Below are 20,986 nucleotides of genomic sequence, written 5' to 3'. Positions count from 1 at the left end.
CTACCTCAGCAGCTTTCTGCCTAGCCAGTGCTGGTGGACTGTTACTGCCTTGTGGTGGCAAAGTTCCTGGCAGCAGAAGCAGCGGATGCAGGACTCCAGTATTAGTTCTGGTTTTCCATCCACCATTTTAATAGCGTCGGCGGGACAGGCCAGTTGGCATTCTCCACAGCCGAGGCACAGTTCGGGGCTGAATATTGGTTTAGGTTGAAGCTTTGCTACCAGACCCTTTAAGGGGCCAGGAATATCAAAGTCTACATGTTTATGACCTGGAAGTTTAAAGGGAGGAGCAATCTTAGGCAATGGCCCGCCCATAAGTTCTATCTGATTAGACTCGGGACATAGTCCTTGTTCCCTTGCCAGTCGAATAAAGGGTAGGGTGTTTGGGTCAATGCCTATTAACCCTGAGCAGAGATAATCCATGGCAAAGGGATTTGCGGAGGTCAGCAGAAGACCAGCCTTACGCGGAGTGCCCGCAGTGGGTCCGTCACCTTCCATGCCAATAACTGCGTCCATTATTGTTAACGAAGGCTTTAGCAAAGTATTTATATCTATCAACAATTGGCTAAAGGTTTCCAAACGCTGCATATTGAAGTGGTATTCGGCCTTTTTTAGTCCCGGGATAGCACCATACATAAGCTTAACTGCACCGGTATAACGAGTCATGCAGTGGGTTTTGAGCTTTGGCAGGCCAATGATTACATCGGCCTCGGCTAAGGATTTAAGGATAGGAATTTGTCTTGCAGCCTTTCCCCCTGGGTGATTAAGTACTACTTCAGAAGTATCAAGACCTAGGCCACAACCTGTCCTCTCGGCAACTCCGGACATACCGGTGGCACGGTACACGGAGTTTAGCAGCCCTTTGCTTGATGGTCCGCCGGGGGAATCTATAATGAAGGGCTGCCCTCCTGCCTCCTGAATCAAACGCACAACAGCCTCCACCACCAGGGGGTGTGTAGTTGCTGCATCTTCCGGTTTTTTTCTAGAAATCAAGTTGGGTTTCACCGCCACAATCTGGCCTGGCTGAACGAACCTTGCCAGTCCACCAAGGTGATCAAGTGTAGTTTTAATTGCCGAAGAAATTTCCGGTGATTGATAATCAGGGCAGCTGGCCACAGATACGACGATCTTTTGAGACACGGATCAAGCTCCTTTCAAATTATCCTTGGGTAGTAACAAACTTAGTAAAAAAGTAACCACAGGCAATAGGGTAATAGTCCAGACCGCTGCCGGAGCACCAAAGTTATCCGCTATAACGCCTAAAAGGGTCACACCTACACCACCCATGCCGATGGCAAAACCTGTCATTAGGCCAGAGGCAACTCCAACCCTATGGGGTAGTAATTCTTGCCCCATGACCACGGTGGTTGCCATGGTAGAAACCATCACCATTCCAATAATAAATAAAATGATAAGTGACCATAGTCCGTCACTGAACTTAAATAAAAGCAAAAGTGGTATCAGCAAGGCTGTTGAACCAACCAGGGTAGTCTTTCGCCCCAGGCGATCTGCCAGGGGTCCACCGAAGATTGTGCCAATTGCTCCTGCCAGCATGAAGGCAACCAGGAGGGAACCAGCGTAAGAAGGGCTTTTCCCAAGGTAGTTAACAAAATACATCGGCATGAAATGGGTTAGTCCGGATTGTATCCAGGAACGGAAAATTACCACTAGTAAAAGTACTGAGAGAGAAAACATAACCTGCTTTGGTACATGAGTGGTTATGGCCTCTGTTCCCTTTATTATTGTCCGGGGTTCATCGGGTAATTTATCTCTGAAAATAAAAAATAAGATACCCATCAAAAGACCAGGAAAAATAAAATAGAAGCTGGCGTGACCGCCAATATGAACTACTATTTGGGCCATAATGAGGGAGCCTAGGGCTGCCCCTAAGGCTCCACCAATCATGAAGATAGATAAGCCTGTGGCGGGACGGGAACCGCTGGCTAAACGACTAACCTTAGAGGCCTCAGGGTGGTATGCGGCAGAACCAAGACCACTGAGCAAAACTGCGGCTAGGATTAGCCAGTAGCCGGAAATAACACCGGCCAGGGCCAGGCCGGCAGTTGATAATATGCAGCCAACGGGTAAAAGCCAGCGGCTTTTAACACGATCACTCAGGTAGCCCAGCAAGGGTTGGATCACGGAGGAACTTACGTTAAAAACTAGAGAAATTACCCCGGCGGCACTGTAGGAGAGGTTAAGGGAGGCCTGGATTATGGGGAGCAACACCGGCAGACCGCCGGAAGCCAAATCCGTAACCAAGTGACCGGAAGAAAGTAGTAACAACACCTTTGTACGAAAATTTTTAGGGACAGCTTTTTCTGCACCGTTCAAGGGACAAACCTCCAAATTTAGGAAATTAGCATTACTTGATAGGCATGCATGCTGGAAGGATTTTGTCCCTCCTGCAGGCCTTTTGTCATTACTTCGATTGTCCTAAGGAAATTTCCTGTTGAAAATTTAAATTGGAAATACCTCCCAAAAAGGAAATAGGTATTAAAGGGCGAAACAATATGGAAGAATAACAATGAGGTGTATTGTTTTGACTTACAAGGCCTTATATAGAACCTGGCGTCCACAAAATTTTAGAGACATAGTTGGGCAGCAGCATATAAGCAAAACTCTGCAAAACGCATTGGCTAATGGTAGAGTGGCCCATGCCTATTTGTTCTGTGGTCCCAGGGGAACCGGAAAAACCACTACCGCCAAAGTACTGGCCAAGGCCATGAACTGTACAGGTGGAGACCTAACAGAACCCTGTAATCAGTGTGATAATTGCCGCGGTGTTAATGAAGGTTCTTCAGTGGATGTAATAGAAATAGACGCAGCTTCCAATAGAGGTATTGATGAAATACGCGACCTGAGGGAGAAGGTCAAATTCACTCCTGCCGCAGGAAGGAATAAAGTATATATAATTGATGAAGTTCATATGCTTACCGACCAGGCCTTTAATGCCTTGCTAAAAACCCTGGAGGAACCACCCGCCCATGTAACCTTTGTCCTTGCCACCACTGAAGCCCATAAAGTACCGGTGACAATCCTATCCCGCTGTCAGCGCTTTGACTTCCGACGTATTAAGCAGGAAGAAATTATCGAGAGGCTGAAGGAAGTTACTGATGGCACTGGTATAGGTGTGGAGGAAGAAGCCCTGCAATTAATAGCAAAGGCGGCGGAAGGCGGTTTAAGGGATGCTTTAAGCCTACTGGATCAAGCAGCGGCTTTCTCGGAAGATATAGTCAAAGCCGCTGATATCCACAGCATATTGGGCACAGTGCAGCAGGATATCTTAGTGAGCATGACTAAATATCTGGCGGGCGGTCAGACTGGAGAGGCACTGGAACTTATTGGGGAAATCAGTGACAGGGGAAAGGATTTGCGTCTTTTTGCCCGGGAGATGACGAACTTTTTAAGAAGTACCTTAATAGAGAATATTGAGACCCACAATAGAATAAATGATAATGAGTCACTGTATAATTTGCTGCAAATATTAGTTCAGGCCGAACAGGAAATGAAATGGAGCTCTCAACCTACCCTGATACTTGAAATGGCTATAATCAAGGGGTCGAGACCTGAACTTAATGCTTCGCCCGAGTCCCTTGCCAGAAGAGTTGCTGAACTGGAGCGCAAGATTGAGCTGGGTGTAGTGCTGGATAGAACTATTACTGAGCAGCTGCCCAGCGAAACTAATACGAAAAAGCAAAATATAAATCAAGGGGTTCCTTCTATTGAAGGAAATCTTGTGACCGAACAACCGGCTCCTAGAACAAACGCAGCAGATAAAAAATTAGAGAGGCAAGGTGGCCAAGGGTCTGCTGAAAAAATTACTAAGGCATGGGATAGCCTATTAAAGGGTATTAAAGAAGGTAGAAAAATGCAGCTTTGGACAATACTGAACAAAGGGCAACCATCAATGGATGTGGTGGACAATGTAGTCACCTTCTATTTTGAAGAGGAATTTGAGTTTAGAACAGTTGATAAACCCGAGTCTAGAAAGTACCTGGAATGGCTACTGGGTAAGCAGTTTGGGGAACAATGGGAGGTGCGCTGTGTCCAGGGAAAAAAGACATCGAAAACTAAAAATCCTGAGAATGACCCTATCTATTCTGAAGCCGTAAGGATTTTTGGTAAAGAAATTGTGGTGCTGGAAGATGACCCGGGCCAAAATTAAACCGGGCTTGAACATAAAAAGGGGGAACTTTTTACTATGATGGGTGGAAACATGAATAAAATGATGAAGCAAGTACAGAAGATGCAAGCCGATATGGCAAAAATGCAGGAAGAATTAGCCAATCGCACAGTTGAAAGCACTGCTGGTGGTGGTGTAATAAAGGTAGTGGCCAATGGTAAACAAGAAATAGTAAGTATAGCAATTAAACCTGAAGCCGTAGATCCCGATGATGTTGAAATGCTGCAGGATTTAATTCTTGCCGCTGTTAATGAGGCCCTTCGCCAGTCCCAAGAAATGGTGTCAAAGGAAATGGGTAAGTTAACAGGGGGACTAAATATTCCAGGACTTTTCTAAAAGATACATTTCATTAAAGGAGATATGAAATGCTTTACTACTCGGGGCCGGTGGCCAGGCTGGTGGATGAGTTTGCCAAGCTCCCAGGTATTGGGGCAAAAACAGCCCAAAGGTTGGCCTTTTATGTGCTAAATGCCCCTCCTGAAATGGCCCAGGGATTGGCTAAAGCTTTGGTAGAGGTACGTCAATCTGTAAAGCGGTGCTCTAGGTGCTGTAATCTTACGGATGAGGACCCCTGTTATATCTGCCAGGACACCACACGCAATGGTAAATTGTTGTGCGTGGTGGAGGAACCAAGGGATGTTATTGCCATGGAAAAGGCCAGGGGTTACAGGGGTTTATATCATGTACTGCATGGGGCTATATCACCCATGGAAGGTATTGGGCCGGAGAACCTTACTGTAAAGGAATTAATTGGCCGGTTGCATAAGGAGCAGATAGAAGAGGTAATACTGGCGGCCAATTCCGATGTAGAGGGTGAAACTACCGCCCTATACTTGGCCAGGTTAGTTAAGCCCTTAGGTATCAAGGTTACCAGGATAGCCCACGGCATTCCTGTTGGCTCAGATCTTGAATATGCTGATGCAATGACTCTAAATAGAGCGCTGGAAGGTCGAGGCGAATTTGGCTAGCGTTCAGTAAAAATTTACCATAACAGTAATAATGTTTGTCCATACCCCCTATATATATAGGGGGTATTTTAACACACCCCATTATAGAGTCTTATTTTGTGGGGAGGGACAGTTATGGAATGGAAAACTGTTTTATTAAGTCTGCTGGGGCTTTTGGGTCTTTATCTTTTTGGGACCATTTTTGCTCGCCCCCTTGTGCTAATTGGTAAGCTTGGTATTTCCCTGGTGGTAGGTGCTGTTTTGCTGGTCCTTGTCAATGTGCTTTGTGGGGGACTGGGTTTGCATATAGCCATAAACCCAATAACCCTTCTGACTGCCGGGCTGTTGCAAGTGCCGGGTGTTATTCTTCTAGTACTGGTTAACTACATGGTGCTTTAAACCTTTGAACGCAAATATTTTGCAGCTGGCCCAAAGAACAAATATTCAGCTTAAACGGTTAAATGACTCTTTTCGACAGCTTAGCCAGTAGTCGAAAAATTGAACTGGCTGGTTGGAAAGGCATGTTAAATTGCCTAACAAATTGTTGACTTAAAAAAAAATACCTATTATACTGGTAAAAGAGCGCGGGATATTCAAAAATGTCCCGGTTCTTGCTTTTTGTAGACCTTTTAGAAATATTCTGAAATGGATAAACTAAACAAAAAATGGAGGTGGAAGAACCATCTCAACAAGAATTGTCGAAGCTTATATCGGCGAATATGCCAGCGGCAAAAGTGAAGTTGCTGTAAATAGGGCCTTAGAATTAAACAGTCAAGACAGGCAGGTGAATTTGGTAGACCTTGATATAGTTGAGCCCTGTTATACCCTAAGGCCAATAAAACGGCAGCTTGAAGCCACAGGTCTAACAGTTATCGCCTGGGAAACAAAGGATACAGTAGGATTAGGCGAAGCGGGAAATATTATTAAAGCAGAAGCTAGATGGGCATTATATCGTGATGGAGACGTTATTTTAGATATTGGCTATGGCATTGAAGGTGCAAAAACCCTAAACTTAATTGAGGGGGTGGACCAAACCCCTGAGCTAAGGATGCTTGTGGTTTTAAACACAAAGAGACCAATGACTTCTACCATCAGCGAAATCATTGAATATTTAAGGGATTTGGGCCCCCTTCATGGGATTATTAATAATACACATCTGGGGGACGAAACAACACCTGAAATTGTTCAGGAAGGATCCCGGATGATAAGTGAGGTATCCAGCATTCTGGGTGTTCCTGTGGTGGCCACCACTGCAGAGGAGAAGGTAGCACAACAACTGGGGGATTTTGATTGTATGGGCCACCCGGTTAGACCATTAAAACGGTATATGCCAGCTACTTTTTGGTAGGACAACCAGACCATCATACAAGAGTCAGATTTTTAGTCACCCTGATACTTATTATTTTAGGAGGTGTGGTACTCTCATGTCCGAGAAACCGATTACCGGAGAAAAGCGGGCCTTTATGACTGGTAACGAGGTGGTTGCCTGGGCAGCCCTGGCAGCAAAGGCTGAAATCATGTACGGCTACCCCATTACCCCGCAAAACGAGATTATGCACTATTGGACTCGCCAGGCACCAAAGTTCAACCGCAGATTTTTACAGACCGAGGATGAACTGTCTGCGGGATTCACCACTGTTGGAGGTGTTCTAGCTGGCCTTAAGGCCTTTACCGCCACTGCAGGTCCTGGCAATACCCTAATGCAGGAACCCATGTCAATGGCTGAAGCTATGAGGCTCCCCACTGTAACTATTATTCAACAAAGGGGCGGCCCATCCACCGCCACAGTTATCTACTCCCAACAGGAAGTTACCCTTACCACCTATGGTGGCAACGGGGAAGGAATGCGTATTGTATATTCCACTTCTAATCACCAAGAATTGTTCGACTACACCATTAAAGCCTTTAATGTAGCCTGGAAATATCGTTTCCCTACCTTTGTATTGGGCGACGGATACCAGGCCAAAATGCGTGAATCCGTAACTCTCTACGATCCAGATGAAAAGGGTGTTGAATATGTTGCCCCTGAAGCCTATGTAGGCAAGCCAGGCACCCCTGGAGTAGATCGTGAGCCAGGTCTTTACAGAAACACCTATAACACAGAAGAAGAACTTTTTGAAGTACTGCAGCAGCATTTTGCAGACTTTAACAAAATGGCTCCTGAAATAATTGAGTACGACCAGGAAGCCACCGATGATGCCGATGTTATTGTTATTGGGCACGGTGTTGTATTCCGGGGAGTTCGTGATGCCGTAAAAGAACTAAGGGCCGAAGGTCTTAAGGTAGGCTACTTCCGCCCCATTACCCTCCGTCCCTTCCCGGCTGAGCAGCTAAAGGCAATAGCCACCGGCAACCGCAAACTGCTCATTGCTGAATCCGCTGAGGGACAGTTAGCCAAGCTGGTCAAAGATGCCATCTACGGCTGTACTGCAGAAATTGTTCCTTACTTCAGACCAGGTCTAGGTATAACCACAGAGCAAATTGTAGCAAAAGTTAAAGAGGTGCTCTAAACTTTTTGATATAAGGAGGGAGGTTCCAACATGTCTGTTTCTCCACAACCTACCATGCCAAAATCCTGGCGTGTAGAGTCTAAACCCCATAAATTTTGTCCCGGCTGCGGCCACGGACTTGTATTAAAATGCCTGGGTGAGGTTATTGATGAACTGGGCATTCAAGACAGAGTGGTTTTCGGCTGTGATATCGGCTGTTCTCTGCTGTCTTGGGACTTTTTCAATGTTGACAGTGTGCAAACCCACCACGGCCGCACAACTCCCGTTATGACCGGTATCAAGCGGGCTAACCCGGATCTTATCTGTATTGCTTATATGGGTGACGGCGGTGGTTACGCCATCGGTGTTGGCGGTATTGTGAACGCAGCCGCCCGTAACGAAAAAGTAACAGTATTGCTGGTAAATAACACTGTATATGCCATGACAGGTGGCCAAATGTCACCCTGCACCATGCCCGGACAAAAGGTAGAAACTGCTCCCTATGGTCGTGATGCGGAAGCCACAGGTATGCCAACCCAGGGACCTGAGATGATTTCAGCCATCACTGGAGATGGAGCATACGTTGCCAGGGGATCCATGGCTAACCTCAAGCAGCTAAAGAGCTATATTAAAAAGTCCCTGCAAAACCAGATGGAAGGCAACGGCTTTTCCTTTGTTGAGGCTCTGGCCACCTGCCCCACCAACTGGCGAACCAACGCAGAGAAGACCTGGGAATTTGTAGAAAAGCAAATGCCCCAGTACTTCAAGGTCGGGGAAAAGAAAAACCCCTTTGAGGCCAAAAAGGAGGCTCAGCAGAATGCCTAAAGCTACTAAAATCTGTCTCGCCGGTGAAGGTGGCCAGGGTGTTCAGTCCGTAGCTGAGATCCTTGCTGCCGCGGCCAATGATGAAGGTCGTGAGGCCCTTTACATTCCAAACTTTGGTGTGGAGCAGCGCGGTGGTGTATCAATTGCTTATCTGCAAATAGCTGACGAACCTATCGGTGCACCTAAATTTGACACAGCAGACATTCTAATTGCCCTTAGCGACAGATCTGTATATCGCTGCAAGCAGTATGTAAGTCCTGAAACCGTTTATGTGTATGACTCAAGCATTGAAGGGGTAGAGGATGCACTGCCCAAGGAAGGAGAAGCTAAGAAAGTATTAGCTATTCCTGCCCTGGAAATCTCTAAAAATGAATTACACCCCCGGGTATTTAACATACTGATTATGGGTGCCGTTATTGCAGCCACCAACGTTATTAGTGCAGAAGGCGCCAAGAAGGCTATTGAAAAGAAATTGGGCTATAAATTTGAGCAAAATCCCAAGCTGCGGGAGTTAAACTTTAAGGCCATTGACCGCGGCATGGAACTGATGAAATAGGGGGGAAAACAGTGGAATTTAAAGGTCGTACCCTAGAGCTTACAAAGGGTGATTGGACCCTTTTCCCCGGCCTATGCAAAGGCTGTGGACTATGCATTCAAAAATGCCCCAAGAAATGTATTGCCTGGTCTAAGGTACTGGGTGTATATGGAACCCCCGCGGTAGAAGCCAACGACGAGTGCATCGCCTGTGGCATCTGCCAAATGGTTTGTCCAGATACAGCCATCCGGGTAGATAGAAAGAAAAAAGTTGCAGAAGCTTAGTAAACAGAAGTGAGTCAGTTCTTGAACTGACTCACTTCTCAAATTGTCGAGAAACTACCTATATTCGGGTTTTAATAATCCCTCACGACTCCTATCTCCGCAGTGGACAGCGCTAATCGCTTGCTTCGGGCGAAAATGGGCCGCCTTCGAGTAAACATCGTGTTTACCTCAGGCTTTCGCGGACGTCCATGTCCGCTCACCCATTTTCGCATCCTCAGCTTCGCGAAGCGCTGTTTCCACTGCTTCGAATGTCGCTGTTCGGGATTATTAAAACCCAATTGTATCTTTTTCAACAGGCTGAGAAGTGAGTCAGTGAAAGGTAGATATTAGCCCTTCTGCTCCAGGCCTTTTTTTATTACAGCAACTATTAACAGCATAAGAGGTATGCCATATTCGATTGGAACTGCATAGACAGTAAAGATTCGGGCGGCAAAATAAATTTCATGCAAGGCATTTTCATACAAAAACAATGAAAATACAGTTATAAGGGCGCCGGCAGGCAATATAAGGGGTCGATAATCGGGAAGTTTGAACCAATGGGCCAAGCCAATCATAAAAGCATAGTAACAAACTAGAAACTTAGTAATGGTGAAAGCATACCAATTAATAGCCACCATTGTCTCAAAAAGGTTACCCCCACGAATCCCGCCGATTGTTCCCATGATGCCATAAAGCTGCCGGGAAGCCATGTCAGGCCCCATAAAGGAAATAATCCGCTCGATGGCCATAAATAATATAAATAAACTGATCAAGAGTCCCCCGGTAAGGAAACGGCCGGTTTTGGGGGAGGGTTTAATATGAAAGAAAATCAGGCTAAATATTACTAACTCCCCAACTGGAAAGGCGGACATCTGCAAGGTTGCGGAAATAACAGGTAAGAAGCCCTGACCAAGAAAGGGAAGCAGATTTTCCAAGTCAACATGGGCCATGGAGTAGGCCTGAATTAATAAAAAGAATATAAATGACACGGTCAGGAGAAAGCTTAGGGCTCTAGCTATGGTTTCTATTCCCAGCCTTATACCATAAATGGTGACAGCAACAATTAAAACGTGTATTAGGGGCAAAGGAGTTTCATAAAGAAGGACAAGGTTAACAAAATTACCCAAATTTCTAAGGACCAGGGCGGCCAGGTGAAAGGAGAACCAAATAATAATAAGGCTTAATATTTTCCCAGGCCAACCCATTATAGATTCACTGTACTGTACCAGGGATTGACCTGGGTACATATTGTTAAGGGCCAATAGTATGGATAGCAATAGCAGGCCAGGAACAATAGCTAAAAGGGGGGCCAGCCAGGCATCCTGCTTTGCAAGCCCTATTGCTGCTGAGGGGACTAGTATGATGGCTGTCCCCACCAAGAAGCCTATGATTAAGAACATGCATTGTTGGGCAGATATATATTGCTTATCCAAGTACTTTCTCCTCAATAGAATTATTACAGTCCGGCACCTAATACTGGACCTAGCATCGTTGCCAGGGGCTGAAAAAGGGATTCTATAAATCTGCTGGGGTTTGGTAATTTAAGATCAAAAATCAGCCCATAGCCATAAATTATAGCCGGAACCAGCAATACCGTAAAAGCCCCCAGTTCACGCCACTTTTTTTTAGAGATTAAACTTGGAGCCTCTAGAAAAATGATTAGACCAAAGGCTAAAGTAACAAGTAAAAAAGTAAGAATCAAATTAACCACCGCCAGTTATTGTTTGGATCTAGGATTTACTGAGGTTGTTATTAATCCCAACCCTTTTATTTCAGCCCGGACTAGTACTTCAACCTCAAGATTGCTGAAAATATCATTCCATTGTGCACCTAGTTCCTTGTTCCATTGTTGAGGAAATTTTCGATGAACGGCACCCCCAAAGCCCAAGACATCAGAGTTTAATTCCTGGGCTTTATTAACGGTAGCGTTAATTTGTTCAGTTATGGCTTGCCCAAGTGATTTTTCCATTTCTTTAAGCCGTTGTTCATCAAGGGCATATATACCGGGTGATGCTTCCCCTAAATTACCCCTAGCTTTAATTTCTATGCTCATCACCAAACGACCGTCTTTGACCAGAGGCTTTACCTTGGCAGAGGAGCCAAATACTTCATAGGATAAGGTTTTCCCTTCAAAGGGAAAAACAATTATGCCCTGCTGAAGTTCACCTCTAATCCACAATAAACCTTTTCCTTCCATGGGGTTAAACCAGCCAACCAGCTTATCCTCTTTGAAGATAGCAGTTTCCGAAACCCTTAATTCGTAAGGACGCCGGGCCTCTGCGGTAGTCCGAGACATTTCCTCCTGGTCCTTCATCACACCCTTAAAGTATGTGACTCCTGCTGCATAGGCACCGGCATTAGGAGTGTTAAGGGCCTGTAAAAAGTCTGCCAGTGTTGAAGGGGCATACTTGGTATTACGGGGATGCAAAGATAAGATATCTGACAGCATTTGAGCCGGTGCCTGCTGGCCAAATTCGCTGGACTGCATTACATCATTTAACTCCCCACGGGCAATCACTACCCAGCCACTTTGTTTTATCTCAGGGTCCCTTTCTAAAAAATCCAGCACTTCTAAAACGCCGCCCCGGGCCAAACGCTCAGAAAAAATATAGACCTGGTTGTGGGCAAAAAACATCATGTTTGGCGACAATAGGGACAAATTTCTCACAGCATCAAAGACTGTTTCACCTGTGGCATACCAGTTGTGAAAGGGTTTAGGATCCTGCCCACCACCACCTTCGACACCACCAGCCCCGGGTTGCTGTGGCCGTACTGTTTGGGCAATGACAACAATGGTTCCATCATTTTCTCGATCTAAACCCATGCCTATAACAATACCGGCTTCCTCGGGCTGCCTAATGTCCCAACAGCCCGTAAAAAGAAGGCTAAATATGATGATAAATAGCAGGCGCAGGGAATAAATTCGCAAAGGGATACTCCTTTCTACCTCTTACTTCTTAGATGGTTCAGGACGTTGGTTAGGCCCTTGGCGCTGGATATTGCTCTTAACCAGTTTATTTGGACGTTTATCTTTACTCCAGAGTGGCGCCATAACTAGGGTGTCATTGAAGAGGTCCCTTATATTAGCAGGGGCCACCGGGCTAAGATAGGGGACACCGAAACTCCTAAGGGAACACGGGTGAAGTAATAGGACTAATATTGCAGTCATTACTCCGAAAAGCCCTAAAAAGGCGGCTGCAACCATTAATGGGAAGCGAAGCAGCCGGATAGTAATGCCCAGGTTATACTGGGGTACTGTAAAGGTGGCAATCCCGGTGAAGGCAACAACTATAATCATTAATGGTGATACGATGTTGGCCTGAACTGCTGCCTGACCGATTACTAATGCACCGGCAATACTGACTGCCTCCCGAAGGACTTCAAAGGCTATCTCCATCAGTAATGCTTCCAGAAAGGCAGGGAAAGGAACCCCTTGTCTTGCGGCAGCAATACTGATAAAGAGGGTAGTTGGGATCATTTCTTGGTGGTAATTGGTTATGGCAATATAGAGGGCCGGCAGAATTAAAGCTACAAAAAAAGAGATGTATCTGAGCCACCTAACGGCGGTGGCGTAATAAAACCTATTATAGTAGTCCTCTGGAGAGTCAAGGAGGGAAGTTAGCTCTCCTGGCAGGATTAAAACAAAGGGACTGTTATCAATAATAATAGCCACCCGGCCCTCAAGAAGGCCTCCCACAGCCCGATCAGGTCTTTCAGTAATACCTATTTGGGGGAAGGGGGAGTAGGGATGATCCTGGATTAAATGTTCAATATAACTGCTTTCAAGGACCGCATCAATATCTATGCCATCAAGCCTGTATCGTACTTCGTCCAGCAGTTGTTTTGGTGCTATGCCCTTCAAATATACAACTGCCACGTTTGTACTGCTGATTCGACCGATTTTTTTGTTTTCTACCACTAGGTTAGGGGTCACTAATCTTCGCCTGATAAGACTAATATTTACTGTCAGGCCCTCTATAAAGGCATCCCGTGGTCCTCGAACGGCATTTTCGATGGTGGGATCTGATACGCTTCTAAGCTTATATCCCTTGCAATAAATAACAAAGGCCCGGGAATAACCTTCGATAAAAAGTACAACTTCTCCCCTAAGCAAGTAGCTGATGATATCCTGAAAGTTATCCGCCTCTGAGATCTGGGCCCTTGAAATAAGTCCGCCGGAAAGTAGTAATTTCAACAATTTCGGACCGGAATTATCTTGATACCTGTGCTCCAACAGAGGTTTCATTATTTCACTATCAAGAATACTGGGGTTAATCATATTGTCTAAATAAAACACTACAGCTTGAAAAGCTTCAGTTTCACCCAGCAAAAAATTTCGTGTAACTAAATCAACGTTATGCCCTAGCATATCGGTAACTCGATCAAGGTTTGCCTTTAGGGATATATCAACCTGCATCGCTTTAAGCTCCTCGCTGGTATAAACATGATTCAATTCAAGGCCATTGGAAGAACTTTTTTTATTTGATTCCGGTTTTTTTGCATTCTGACCAAAGATGTATTTTAATTTTTTAAAAACTCCCACCCAAAGGGCTCCTTTCTGCCAATATCGGAGGCGACAAGAAACTAGTAGGTAGTATTTTCTGTCCATGCAAAAATAATGTAGGTTAATTCACATATAACACCAAATGGAATAATATTTGGATTTGATCGCTGTTGCAAGGCAATAATGTAAATAGGTGGCTAGGAAAAAGGAGAGGTATCTTTGAAATCGGGGAAGCTTTCAGGAGGGCAGCTTAGATTATTGATTATTGGGTCAGTGACAGTGATGGGACATCTTTTGATAGTTCCCCTAGTGTTTGATCAGGCGGGGAGGGATTCTTGGCTAAGCTGGGTTATAGCTATTGCTGTCGGGTTTATTTTAGCCTGGTCCTTAATAGGGCTTGGAACCATTGCCCCTGAGAAATCAATGATACAAATAAGCAGCCAGTTATTCGGCAATATATTAGGTGGGTTCGTTGGACTTACCATGACACTTTTTTTTATAACCACCGTAGCAATTACTCTGCGGGGATTAATGTCCTTCATGGGGACGGTTTTTTTTCCTCAAACCCCTTCCTGGGTGCTGGGATTATTTTTTTTAGCGGCTTGTGTTTATACAGCTGCTGCAGGCTTGCAAAATTTGGCCAGGGCAAACGCGATATTATTACCTTTCCTTATTACCGCGGGAATTTTGGCCTGGGCTTTCACAACTCCAGATAAAGATTATCAACTTATTCTTCCCTTTTTAGAACGGGGAATAAGTCCTGTCATCCAGGGAGCTTTACCTTTAGTGGGTTTGCTGGGGGAGCTGGTTGTTGTCGGAATGCTTCAGCCATTTTTGAAAAAGGGAACGACACTATATAAAACTCACCTTACGGCTGTACTCGTTATTGGGTTACTATTCATTGGACCCTTAACCGGCCCCATTGCTATGTTTGGAGAAACGGCTGCGGCCAGAATGGACTATCCCACCTTTGCAGAGTTTAAATTTAGTGTTCTAATGGTTAACTTTCAATCCTTAGCGGTATTTCTATGGTTAGGAGGAAGCTTCGGCCGGATATCCCTTTACTACTACGCAGCCACCCTCAGTTGTTCACAAGCTCTAGGGATAAAAAACTACAAAATATTGCTCCTGCCAGTTGGGCTGATGAGTTTTGCTATGGCCCAATGGTTATTTCCAGACTTACAAGCAGTTAAAAATTTTTTAATATATCTCTATTTTCCCGTTAGTGTTATCCTGGGTGTAATTTTTCCGATGTTACTGTTAATACTCCTTTATATAAAGAAATATATTCAAGGCCGACATCTTTTGAAGGAAGCCTAAAACACAAAATCTTCGGCAGGATCATACATTAGATTATAGAATTAGTCTTAAAACAACCTAGAGAGGGAAGAATCTTTTATAAAGTCACCTAAATGGGAGGTTTGTTTTTATGAAGCAAAAGGTTGAGTGTATTTTGTGCGGGGAGAAGCTACGGCCGCACCAATATGGTGCGGCCGTAGTCATTCTTGGTAGTATAATATGTTCAGGTTGTGAGAAGAGGATCGTAAACCTAACCTGTGATGATCCTGATTACGAGGTTTACAGCAGGGGTCTTAAAAAAATTTGGTGTTGCAAAGAGGCGTGACTATGGGCAAGGGCCTCTTTCTTTTTTTCTAATCTAATTCTTCTATGGGCCAATTCAATATCAGTTTTTATTTGTCGTAAAGTTGTCAGATCAATTCCTGTTTGTGTTGCAATTTCCACATCGCTCTGACCGCTTTTCCACGCCCTAATTAGGCGGGTTACACTGGTACGGTATTTTTTTGACAGGGCCTTTTCATCTATTTCCGGAGCCTTGGGCTTAGCCATATTTTTACTCCTTTCAGAACATATATTTTAGTCATGGTCTATTATTAAATTCTCCGGCAGATTTGCTGACCTTTGTCGATAATTCTATTTTTCCCTAGATGTATTAAGCTATTAGGACAAACAAATGGAAAATAAAATAATAACTAAATTGGCAGCTAAATTTTGTATGTGATAAAATTAATTGTTAAGATAATTTCAGCCTGTTGAAAAAGATATAACTGGGTTTTATTAAAACCCGAATATAGGTAGTTTTCCGACAATCTGTATAATTTTATTGTTTTATTCTAAGGTTACCTGGTTAAAAACAAAGCTGGCAGGTGGGTGTGAAGATTGGGTCAGAAACATGCACCCCTGTGGGATGCCCTGGTAAAAAATAAAGCAGCAGGCAGGGCACAATTTCATGTACCCGGGCACAGAGGGGGACGGGGAATTTCCTCTGATTTAAGAAAGCTGTCTGGCTCTGATATTTTTGCATTGGATGTAACGGAATTACCCGGTACAGATGATTTGCATAATCCCCAGGGATCAATAGCGGAGGCTCAGCAATTAGCGGCGGAGCTTTACCAGGCAGATAGAAGCTTTTTTTTAGTTAATGGGACAAGCGTTGGTATTATGGCGCTAATATTAGCCGGCTGTGGCCCAGGAGATAAAATTATTGTGCCCCGTAATGCTCATCGTTCGGTATTGTCTGGCCTAGTAATGTCCGGTGCTTACCCTATATATTACCAGCCAGGCATAATTGAGAATTTTAATTGCCTAGCTGGACCGGACGTAAGCAATATTAAGGGTTTGATGGAAAAACATGCGGCAATTAAGGCAGTGTTGGCCATTAATCCAACCTATTACGGAGTTGCCGGTGATTTGGTTCCGCTGGCGGAGCTTTGCCAAAAGAAGGGTGTGCCTTTACTGGTTGATGAAGCCCACGGTTCACACTTAAGATTTTATCCTGGTTTTCCACCGGATGCTTTAGGTTCCGGCGCCACCGCGGTGGTGCAAAGCACCCATAAAATGGGCGGTTCCCTTACGCAATCTTCAATACTACATCTTAAGGGCCGGTTAATTTGTTATGACCGGGTGGCTGACGCCCTGCGTATGCTGCAAAGCACCAGCCCATCCTATCTGCTTATGGCTTCCCTGGACTTGGCTCGCAGGCAAATGGCGTTATCGGGCAGGGAGATATGGGAGCAAGCTTTCTTACGGTCCAAATGGTGCCGCGATAGATTGTTAAATATTAAAGGAGTCAGGATTCTTGCTAGGGAACACCTGGAGAAGGCTGGGGCCAGATATCTGGACCCAACAAGATTAACCATATCAATAACAGGCTTGACAGGTTATCAGGTGGGGGAGAGACTGTTTCAAAAAGGTGTAGTGGTGGAAATGGCTGATCACAATAGTGTTGTAGCTGTGATATCATTAGGTACAACCAACGAGGACTGTAGACGATTGGTAGTTGGTATCAAGGGACTAGCCCTAGAGGGTGGAAATTATGAGACTACTCACAAAATCATCAAAATTCCTGAGCCTAATGTAGATTTAAGTCCCAGGGAGGCCTGGCTTAGGGGCAGGAAAAAAGTGACCATAGAAAAATGTTTAGGTATGATTAGTGCAGAAACCATAGCAGTATATCCTCCCGGGATACCGGTATTATGTCCGGGTGAACGGATTACAGGGTCTGTGCTTGAGTATCTACGGGAAGTGAGGGAGCATAGCTTTCACTTACAGGGACCCTCAGACACTAGTCTCAAAACCCTTACTGTCATAATCTAGGTGGTTAAGGAGGAAATATGCAAAAGGGAATTTTCGTCGTCTTTGAAGGGGTGGACGGTTCAGGGAAAAGTACCCAATTGGACCTTTTAAATAAATACTTTCAGAGCAGTGGTATTGAAACCTATACCACCAGGGAACCAGGAGGTACCCGTGTTGGTGAGAAGATCAGGGAAATACTTCTTGATCCGGACTTTTCCGAAATGCGTGAGAGAACAGAGGCGCTGCTTTATGCCGCTGCCAGGGCTCAACTGGTAGCCCAGATAATTCGTCCAAAATTGGAGCTGGGCACGATTGTTTTATGTGATCGGTATATTGATTCAAGTTTAGCTTATCAGGGTTATGGTCGCGGCATGGAGTTAGATTTTTTAGTTAACATTAACCGATTGGGAACGGGAGATTTAAAACCTGATTTGACCATATTGCTTGATTTAGCACCAGAAGAGGGACTAGCCCGATCAAGGAAGTCCAGACCGGCGGATCGTTTGGAAAGTGAGGCCCTTGACTTTCATAGGAAGGTTCGGGCGGGATACATTGAGTTAAGCAAAAAAAGTAATAATTACCTAATCCTTAATGCCAGAGATCCTGTGGATGTTTTGCATGGAGAAATAACTGCAGCGGTAGGTGGATTGTTAAGTGTCTAAATTAATGGATATAATTGGACACAAGGAGATATTACAGACCCTTAGGAACTCTATTAAGCGGGATAAGCTGGCCCATGCCTATCTTTTTGCCGGGCCCCCTGGTGTTGGCAAAAAAACTGTGGCCGGTGCCTTTGCCCGGGTCTTACTTTGCGAAGATCCCAGGGATGGTGATTTGTGTGGTGAATGTCGGTCATGCCGCCAGACGGAGGCGGGCAATCACCCGGATCTGCATCTAATACAACCAACCGGGGTAACATTAAAAATTGAGCAGATAAGAGAGTTGTTAAAGCAGGTACAGTACAGGCCTTACCAGGCACCCAGGCAAGTATTTATAATTGAGAAGGCCGATGCCATGACCCAGGAGGCGGCCAACTGTTTTTTAAAAACCCTTGAGGAACCTGTGGGGCAGACTCTGTTCATATTGCTGAGTAACCATCCCAATTTGCTGCTGACAACAGTTCTTTCTCGCTGCCTGACCTTTCAATTTCATGCCCTAAGCAGCGGAGAGGTTGCCCATATTTTGGCTAATAGCTTTGCCATAGAACCTGACAAGGCTGCAGAATTTGCCCCCATGGCAGGGGGCAGTGTAGAAAGGGCCCTAAAGCTGGCCAGCAATGAGGAAGGTAATCAAATACGTCTGAAAATATGGCAAATAGTAGGTGAACTACCCAGCATGGGTAATAGCCGGGCCTTAGTCTTGGCTGAAGAGCTAGCCACCGATGGGAATAATGCAGGGGATAGTTTAGAGATAATGATGTTGTTGTTTAGGGATATGTTAGTCTATAATTATACATCGGATAAAAAAATGCTAATTAATCAAGACATGGTTGAAGAACTGGCCGAACATTCTTTAAGGTATGGCCCAGCCAAATTAATGTCTATTGTGGAAGAAATCAAGGAGGCAAGGGAAAAAATATTGGCAAATGCCAACCCTCGCCTGACATTAGAGGTCTTGATGTTGAAAATACAGTCCTACGGAGGATTATTTAATGCCAGTTAGAGTTGTGGGAATAAGATTTAAAACAGCGGGTAAAGTTTATTACTTTGACCCGGGGGAGATTGTATTGGAGAAGGGTGACCATGTGGTTGTGGAAACTACCCGGGGGGTTGAATTCGGTGAGGTGGTGGTAGCTGCCAAAGATGTTCCCGATGAAGAAGTGGTTGCCCCCCTGAAGCAGGTTCTGAGGAAAGCCACCCCGGAGGATCACCAGCAGGTGGAGGCGAACAGAGAAAAGGAAAAAACCGCCTTTCAGGTGGCAGTAGAAAAGATTGCTGCCCATGCATTGCCTATGAAGCTTATTAGTGTTGAGCAAACTTTTGACGGCAATAAAATTATTTTTTACTTTACTGCTGACGGTCGTATAGACTTCAGGGAACTGGTGAAGGATTTAGCCGCCATCTTTAGAACACGTATTGAGCTGCGCCAGATTGGAGTACGTGATGAGGCTAAAATGATTGGTGGACTGGGATGCTGTGGCAGGGAATTGTGCTGTGCCTCCTGGCTTGCGGATTTTGCTCCTGTTTCCATTCGTATGGCTAAGGAACAGAATCTATCTTTAAATCCGACTAAAATATCCGGTATTTGTGGTCGTTTAATGTGTTGTTTAAAATATGAAAATGATGTTTATGAAGAAGCTAAAAGTGGATATCCAGATATAGGAACCCAGGTGAAAGCTCCAGAAGGCGATGGTAAAATAGTTGGTATCAACATTTTTAGAAACACTGTCAGTGTTGAGCTTCAGGAAAGTAAGGCTGTAAGGGAATATCCTTTGAGTGAGTTAAAAATAAAGCAAGGACGAGGTGAATGTAACTGTGGTTGCCCTGCCCGGCAGAATTAACCGCCTGGAACAGGCACTTCGTCAAATTTGTGATGAAGTAGACCGATTAAAGCAAGATGTAAAGGAATTGGAAGATGAGAATGCCCGACTGAGGCGAGAGATAGCAGCTATGTATCTGGGTGACGAACAGGAGACCAAAACAGAAAGAAAGCCAGGTGCCCGTAACCTTTGGGAGTTATATGATAAGGGTTTTCATATATGCAACCTTTACTTTGGCAAAGGAAGGGAAGGGGAATGTCTGTTTTGCTTTGCCCTAATGAGCAGAGGGGAACAACATGATCAGAGCTAATGGTTCAGGAATTCTCTACCTATGTGCAACACCTATAGGCAATCTTGAAGATATTACCTTGAGGGTATTGCGAATCCTTAAAGAGGTGGACTGTATTGCCGCAGAGGATACCAGACATACTAGAAAGCTGCTGAGTCATTTTGATATTCACACACCTCTAACAAGCTATCATTCCCACAGCAGCGAATCTAAGGGACAGCAAATTATTGAACGGCTACAGCAGGGCCAAAGTATTGCGTTGGTTTCCGATGCCGGTTTACCTGGCATTTCAGATCCAGGAGCAGAGCTGGTTAGGCAGGCGTTGGATAAGGATATAGAAGTAATCCCCCTGCCGGGACCCTCGGCAGGTTTGGCTGCCCTCGTGGCATCAGGCTTACCCACGCACAGGTTTGCCTTCGAGGGATTTCTCTCAAATCAAAAGAAGGCAAGGCGAAAGCAGCTTCAGTCACTAAAAAATGAGAAAAGAACCATCATTTTTTATGAATCTCCCCATAGATTAACAGACACCCTGGAAGATGCATATAAGGAGTTTGGAGATAGGCAATGTGCTGTAGCCAGGGAATTGACAAAGGTTCATGAAGAATTTAAGAGAGGCAGCTTATCAGAATTACTGGATTATTATAAACAGAAGCACCCAAGGGGTGAGATAACCCTTATACTGGAGGGCAGCAAAGAGGAACAGGCAGATGAGGCTCGGGAGCAATGGAATGAACTTTCCCTGGAGGAACATGTTCAGCAAATAGAGGAACGAGGGGTTAGCTTAAAGGAAGCAATCAAAGAGGTTGCCAAACTGAGGGGTGTTCCCAAGAGGGATGTATATAGTCACATTCATAACAAAGGATAGTATTTGGAAAATA

At 44.9% G+C, this 20,986-nt stretch carries 24 protein-coding genes; 17 read left to right on the top strand and 7 right to left on the bottom strand.

The window, feature by feature from the left end; translation table 11 throughout:
* A complete protein-coding gene (locus tag P6N53_RS12860) occupies positions 1–1,137 on the bottom strand; it encodes a DUF362 domain-containing protein (RefSeq protein ID WP_304543781.1) in 1,137 nt (378 codons plus the stop codon).
* Positions 1,138–1,140: 3 nt separating this feature from the next.
* The gene (locus P6N53_RS12855; protein WP_304543779.1) at positions 1,141–2,331 is read right to left on the bottom strand and encodes an MFS transporter; all 1,191 of its coding nucleotides are present in this window, start codon (positions 2,329–2,331) and stop codon (positions 1,141–1,143) included.
* Between the two features lie 208 nt (positions 2,332–2,539).
* Between P6N53_RS12855 and dnaX the strand changes: the two genes are divergently transcribed.
* From dnaX to P6N53_RS12810, 9 genes are all read left to right on the top strand, one after another.
* Complete coding sequence (dnaX, locus tag P6N53_RS12850; RefSeq protein ID WP_304543777.1) at positions 2,540–4,165, top strand: DNA polymerase III subunit gamma/tau; 1,626 nt, start codon at positions 2,540–2,542, stop codon at positions 4,163–4,165.
* 36 nt (positions 4,166–4,201) lie between these two features.
* Positions 4,202–4,519 carry a YbaB/EbfC family nucleoid-associated protein gene (locus P6N53_RS12845; protein ID WP_304543775.1) on the top strand — a complete coding sequence of 106 codons (318 nt, stop codon included), beginning with the start codon at positions 4,202–4,204 and terminating at the stop codon, positions 4,517–4,519.
* Positions 4,520–4,548: 29 nt separating this feature from the next.
* Positions 4,549–5,151 carry a recombination mediator RecR gene (recR, locus tag P6N53_RS12840; RefSeq protein WP_304543772.1) on the top strand — a complete coding sequence of 201 codons (603 nt, stop codon included), beginning with the start codon at positions 4,549–4,551 and terminating at the stop codon, positions 5,149–5,151.
* A gap of 114 nt (positions 5,152–5,265) precedes the next feature.
* A complete protein-coding gene (locus P6N53_RS12835) occupies positions 5,266–5,529 on the top strand; it encodes a pro-sigmaK processing inhibitor BofA family protein (RefSeq protein WP_304543770.1) in 264 nt (87 codons plus the stop codon).
* 283 nt (positions 5,530–5,812) lie between these two features.
* Entirely contained in the window at positions 5,813–6,478 is a 666-nt protein-coding gene (locus tag P6N53_RS12830; RefSeq protein WP_304543941.1) for a hypothetical protein, read from the top strand.
* 76 nt (positions 6,479–6,554) lie between these two features.
* Complete coding sequence (locus P6N53_RS12825) at positions 6,555–7,640, top strand: ferredoxin oxidoreductase (RefSeq protein ID WP_304543768.1); 1,086 nt, start codon at positions 6,555–6,557, stop codon at positions 7,638–7,640.
* A gap of 30 nt (positions 7,641–7,670) precedes the next feature.
* Positions 7,671–8,444, top strand: a complete 774-nt coding sequence (locus P6N53_RS12820; protein WP_304543766.1) for a thiamine pyrophosphate-dependent enzyme — start codon at positions 7,671–7,673, stop codon at positions 8,442–8,444.
* Positions 8,437–9,000 carry a 2-oxoacid:ferredoxin oxidoreductase subunit gamma family protein gene (locus P6N53_RS12815; RefSeq protein ID WP_304543764.1) on the top strand — a complete coding sequence of 188 codons (564 nt, stop codon included), beginning with the start codon at positions 8,437–8,439 and terminating at the stop codon, positions 8,998–9,000. Before P6N53_RS12820 ends, P6N53_RS12815 begins: the two co-directional genes overlap by 8 nt.
* A gap of 11 nt (positions 9,001–9,011) precedes the next feature.
* Entirely contained in the window at positions 9,012–9,263 is a 252-nt protein-coding gene (locus P6N53_RS12810) for a 4Fe-4S dicluster domain-containing protein (protein WP_304543762.1), read from the top strand.
* A gap of 326 nt (positions 9,264–9,589) precedes the next feature.
* Here the strand turns inward: P6N53_RS12810 and P6N53_RS12805 are convergent, their stop codons facing one another.
* The 4 genes from P6N53_RS12805 to P6N53_RS12790 are packed head-to-tail and all read right to left on the bottom strand — an operon-like array spanning position 9,590 to position 13,785.
* Positions 9,590–10,675, bottom strand: a complete 1,086-nt coding sequence (locus tag P6N53_RS12805) for a GerAB/ArcD/ProY family transporter (RefSeq protein ID WP_304543760.1) — start codon at positions 10,673–10,675, stop codon at positions 9,590–9,592.
* A 23-nt stretch (positions 10,676–10,698) separates the two neighbouring features.
* A complete protein-coding gene (locus tag P6N53_RS12800; protein WP_373323041.1) occupies positions 10,699–10,944 on the bottom strand; it encodes a hypothetical protein in 246 nt (81 codons plus the stop codon).
* A 15-nt stretch (positions 10,945–10,959) separates the two neighbouring features.
* Positions 10,960–12,171: a Ger(x)C family spore germination protein gene (locus P6N53_RS12795; RefSeq protein WP_304543756.1), complete on the bottom strand. Its 1,212-nt coding sequence runs from the start codon at positions 12,169–12,171 to the stop codon at positions 10,960–10,962.
* A 21-nt stretch (positions 12,172–12,192) separates the two neighbouring features.
* Positions 12,193–13,785 (bottom strand): spore germination protein, encoded by a 1,593-nt coding sequence (locus tag P6N53_RS12790; RefSeq protein ID WP_304543754.1) that lies wholly within the window; start codon positions 13,783–13,785, stop codon positions 12,193–12,195.
* 180 nt (positions 13,786–13,965) lie between these two features.
* Here P6N53_RS12790 and P6N53_RS12785 point away from each other — a divergent pair, with 180 nt between their 5' ends.
* The gene (locus P6N53_RS12785; protein ID WP_304543752.1) at positions 13,966–15,066 is read left to right on the top strand and encodes a GerAB/ArcD/ProY family transporter; all 1,101 of its coding nucleotides are present in this window, start codon (positions 13,966–13,968) and stop codon (positions 15,064–15,066) included.
* Positions 15,067–15,175: 109 nt separating this feature from the next.
* Positions 15,176–15,370, top strand: coding sequence for a sigma factor G inhibitor Gin (locus P6N53_RS12780; RefSeq protein WP_304543750.1), 195 nt, complete (start codon positions 15,176–15,178; stop codon positions 15,368–15,370).
* Here P6N53_RS12780 and P6N53_RS12775 read toward each other — a convergent pair.
* Positions 15,325–15,594 carry a hypothetical protein gene (locus tag P6N53_RS12775; protein WP_304543748.1) on the bottom strand — a complete coding sequence of 90 codons (270 nt, stop codon included), beginning with the start codon at positions 15,592–15,594 and terminating at the stop codon, positions 15,325–15,327. The genes P6N53_RS12780 and P6N53_RS12775 overlap by 46 nt on opposite strands.
* A gap of 330 nt (positions 15,595–15,924) precedes the next feature.
* On the opposite strand from P6N53_RS12775, the gene P6N53_RS12770 reads away from it, so the two are divergent.
* The 6 genes from P6N53_RS12770 to rsmI are packed head-to-tail and all read left to right on the top strand — an operon-like array spanning position 15,925 to position 20,973.
* Positions 15,925–17,361: an aminotransferase class I/II-fold pyridoxal phosphate-dependent enzyme gene (locus P6N53_RS12770; protein WP_304543746.1), complete on the top strand. Its 1,437-nt coding sequence runs from the start codon at positions 15,925–15,927 to the stop codon at positions 17,359–17,361.
* Positions 17,362–17,378: 17 nt separating this feature from the next.
* On the top strand, positions 17,379–18,002 hold the full coding sequence (gene tmk, locus P6N53_RS12765) for a dTMP kinase (protein ID WP_304543744.1): 624 nt from the start codon (positions 17,379–17,381) through the stop codon (positions 18,000–18,002).
* Positions 17,995–19,002 carry a DNA polymerase III subunit delta' gene (holB, locus tag P6N53_RS12760; RefSeq protein WP_304543743.1) on the top strand — a complete coding sequence of 336 codons (1,008 nt, stop codon included), beginning with the start codon at positions 17,995–17,997 and terminating at the stop codon, positions 19,000–19,002. The genes tmk and holB overlap by 8 nt, the downstream gene beginning before the upstream one ends.
* Positions 18,992–19,840, top strand: a complete 849-nt coding sequence (locus tag P6N53_RS12755; RefSeq protein WP_304543741.1) for a PSP1 domain-containing protein — start codon at positions 18,992–18,994, stop codon at positions 19,838–19,840. Before holB ends, P6N53_RS12755 begins: the two co-directional genes overlap by 11 nt.
* Complete coding sequence (locus tag P6N53_RS12750) at positions 19,803–20,129, top strand: initiation-control protein YabA (RefSeq protein WP_304543739.1); 327 nt, start codon at positions 19,803–19,805, stop codon at positions 20,127–20,129. Before P6N53_RS12755 ends, P6N53_RS12750 begins: the two co-directional genes overlap by 38 nt.
* Positions 20,116–20,973: a 16S rRNA (cytidine(1402)-2'-O)-methyltransferase gene (rsmI, locus tag P6N53_RS12745; protein WP_304543737.1), complete on the top strand. Its 858-nt coding sequence runs from the start codon at positions 20,116–20,118 to the stop codon at positions 20,971–20,973. The genes P6N53_RS12750 and rsmI overlap by 14 nt, the downstream gene beginning before the upstream one ends.
* Positions 20,974–20,986 lie beyond the last annotated feature (13 nt).

The sequence above is a fragment of the Desulforamulus aquiferis genome, from assembly GCF_030577015.1.
GTDB classification, from domain to species: Bacteria; Bacillota; Desulfotomaculia; order Desulfotomaculales; family Desulfotomaculaceae; genus Desulfotomaculum; species Desulfotomaculum aquiferis.
Note: the sequence above shows the minus strand (reverse complement) of the source record. Positions and strands in the feature narration are given on the sequence as shown.

Coding starts and splice junctions, on each gene's coding strand:
- P6N53_RS12845 (WP_304543775.1), top strand. CDS start 4,202: ATGATGGGTGGAAACATGAATAAAATGATGAAGCAAGTACAGAAGATG.
- recR (WP_304543772.1), top strand. CDS start 4,549: ATGCTTTACTACTCGGGGCCGGTGGCCAGGCTGGTGGATGAGTTTGCC.
- P6N53_RS12835 (WP_304543770.1), top strand. CDS start 5,266: ATGGAATGGAAAACTGTTTTATTAAGTCTGCTGGGGCTTTTGGGTCTT.
- P6N53_RS12825 (WP_304543768.1), top strand. CDS start 6,555: ATGTCCGAGAAACCGATTACCGGAGAAAAGCGGGCCTTTATGACTGGT.
- P6N53_RS12820 (WP_304543766.1), top strand. CDS start 7,671: ATGTCTGTTTCTCCACAACCTACCATGCCAAAATCCTGGCGTGTAGAG.
- P6N53_RS12815 (WP_304543764.1), top strand. CDS start 8,437: ATGCCTAAAGCTACTAAAATCTGTCTCGCCGGTGAAGGTGGCCAGGGT.
- P6N53_RS12780 (WP_304543750.1), top strand. CDS start 15,176: ATGAAGCAAAAGGTTGAGTGTATTTTGTGCGGGGAGAAGCTACGGCCG.
- P6N53_RS12775 (WP_304543748.1), bottom strand. CDS start 15,594: ATGGCTAAGCCCAAGGCTCCGGAAATAGATGAAAAGGCCCTGTCAAAA.
- tmk (WP_304543744.1), top strand. CDS start 17,379: ATGCAAAAGGGAATTTTCGTCGTCTTTGAAGGGGTGGACGGTTCAGGG.
- P6N53_RS12755 (WP_304543741.1), top strand. CDS start 18,992: ATGCCAGTTAGAGTTGTGGGAATAAGATTTAAAACAGCGGGTAAAGTT.
- rsmI (WP_304543737.1), top strand. CDS start 20,116: ATGATCAGAGCTAATGGTTCAGGAATTCTCTACCTATGTGCAACACCT.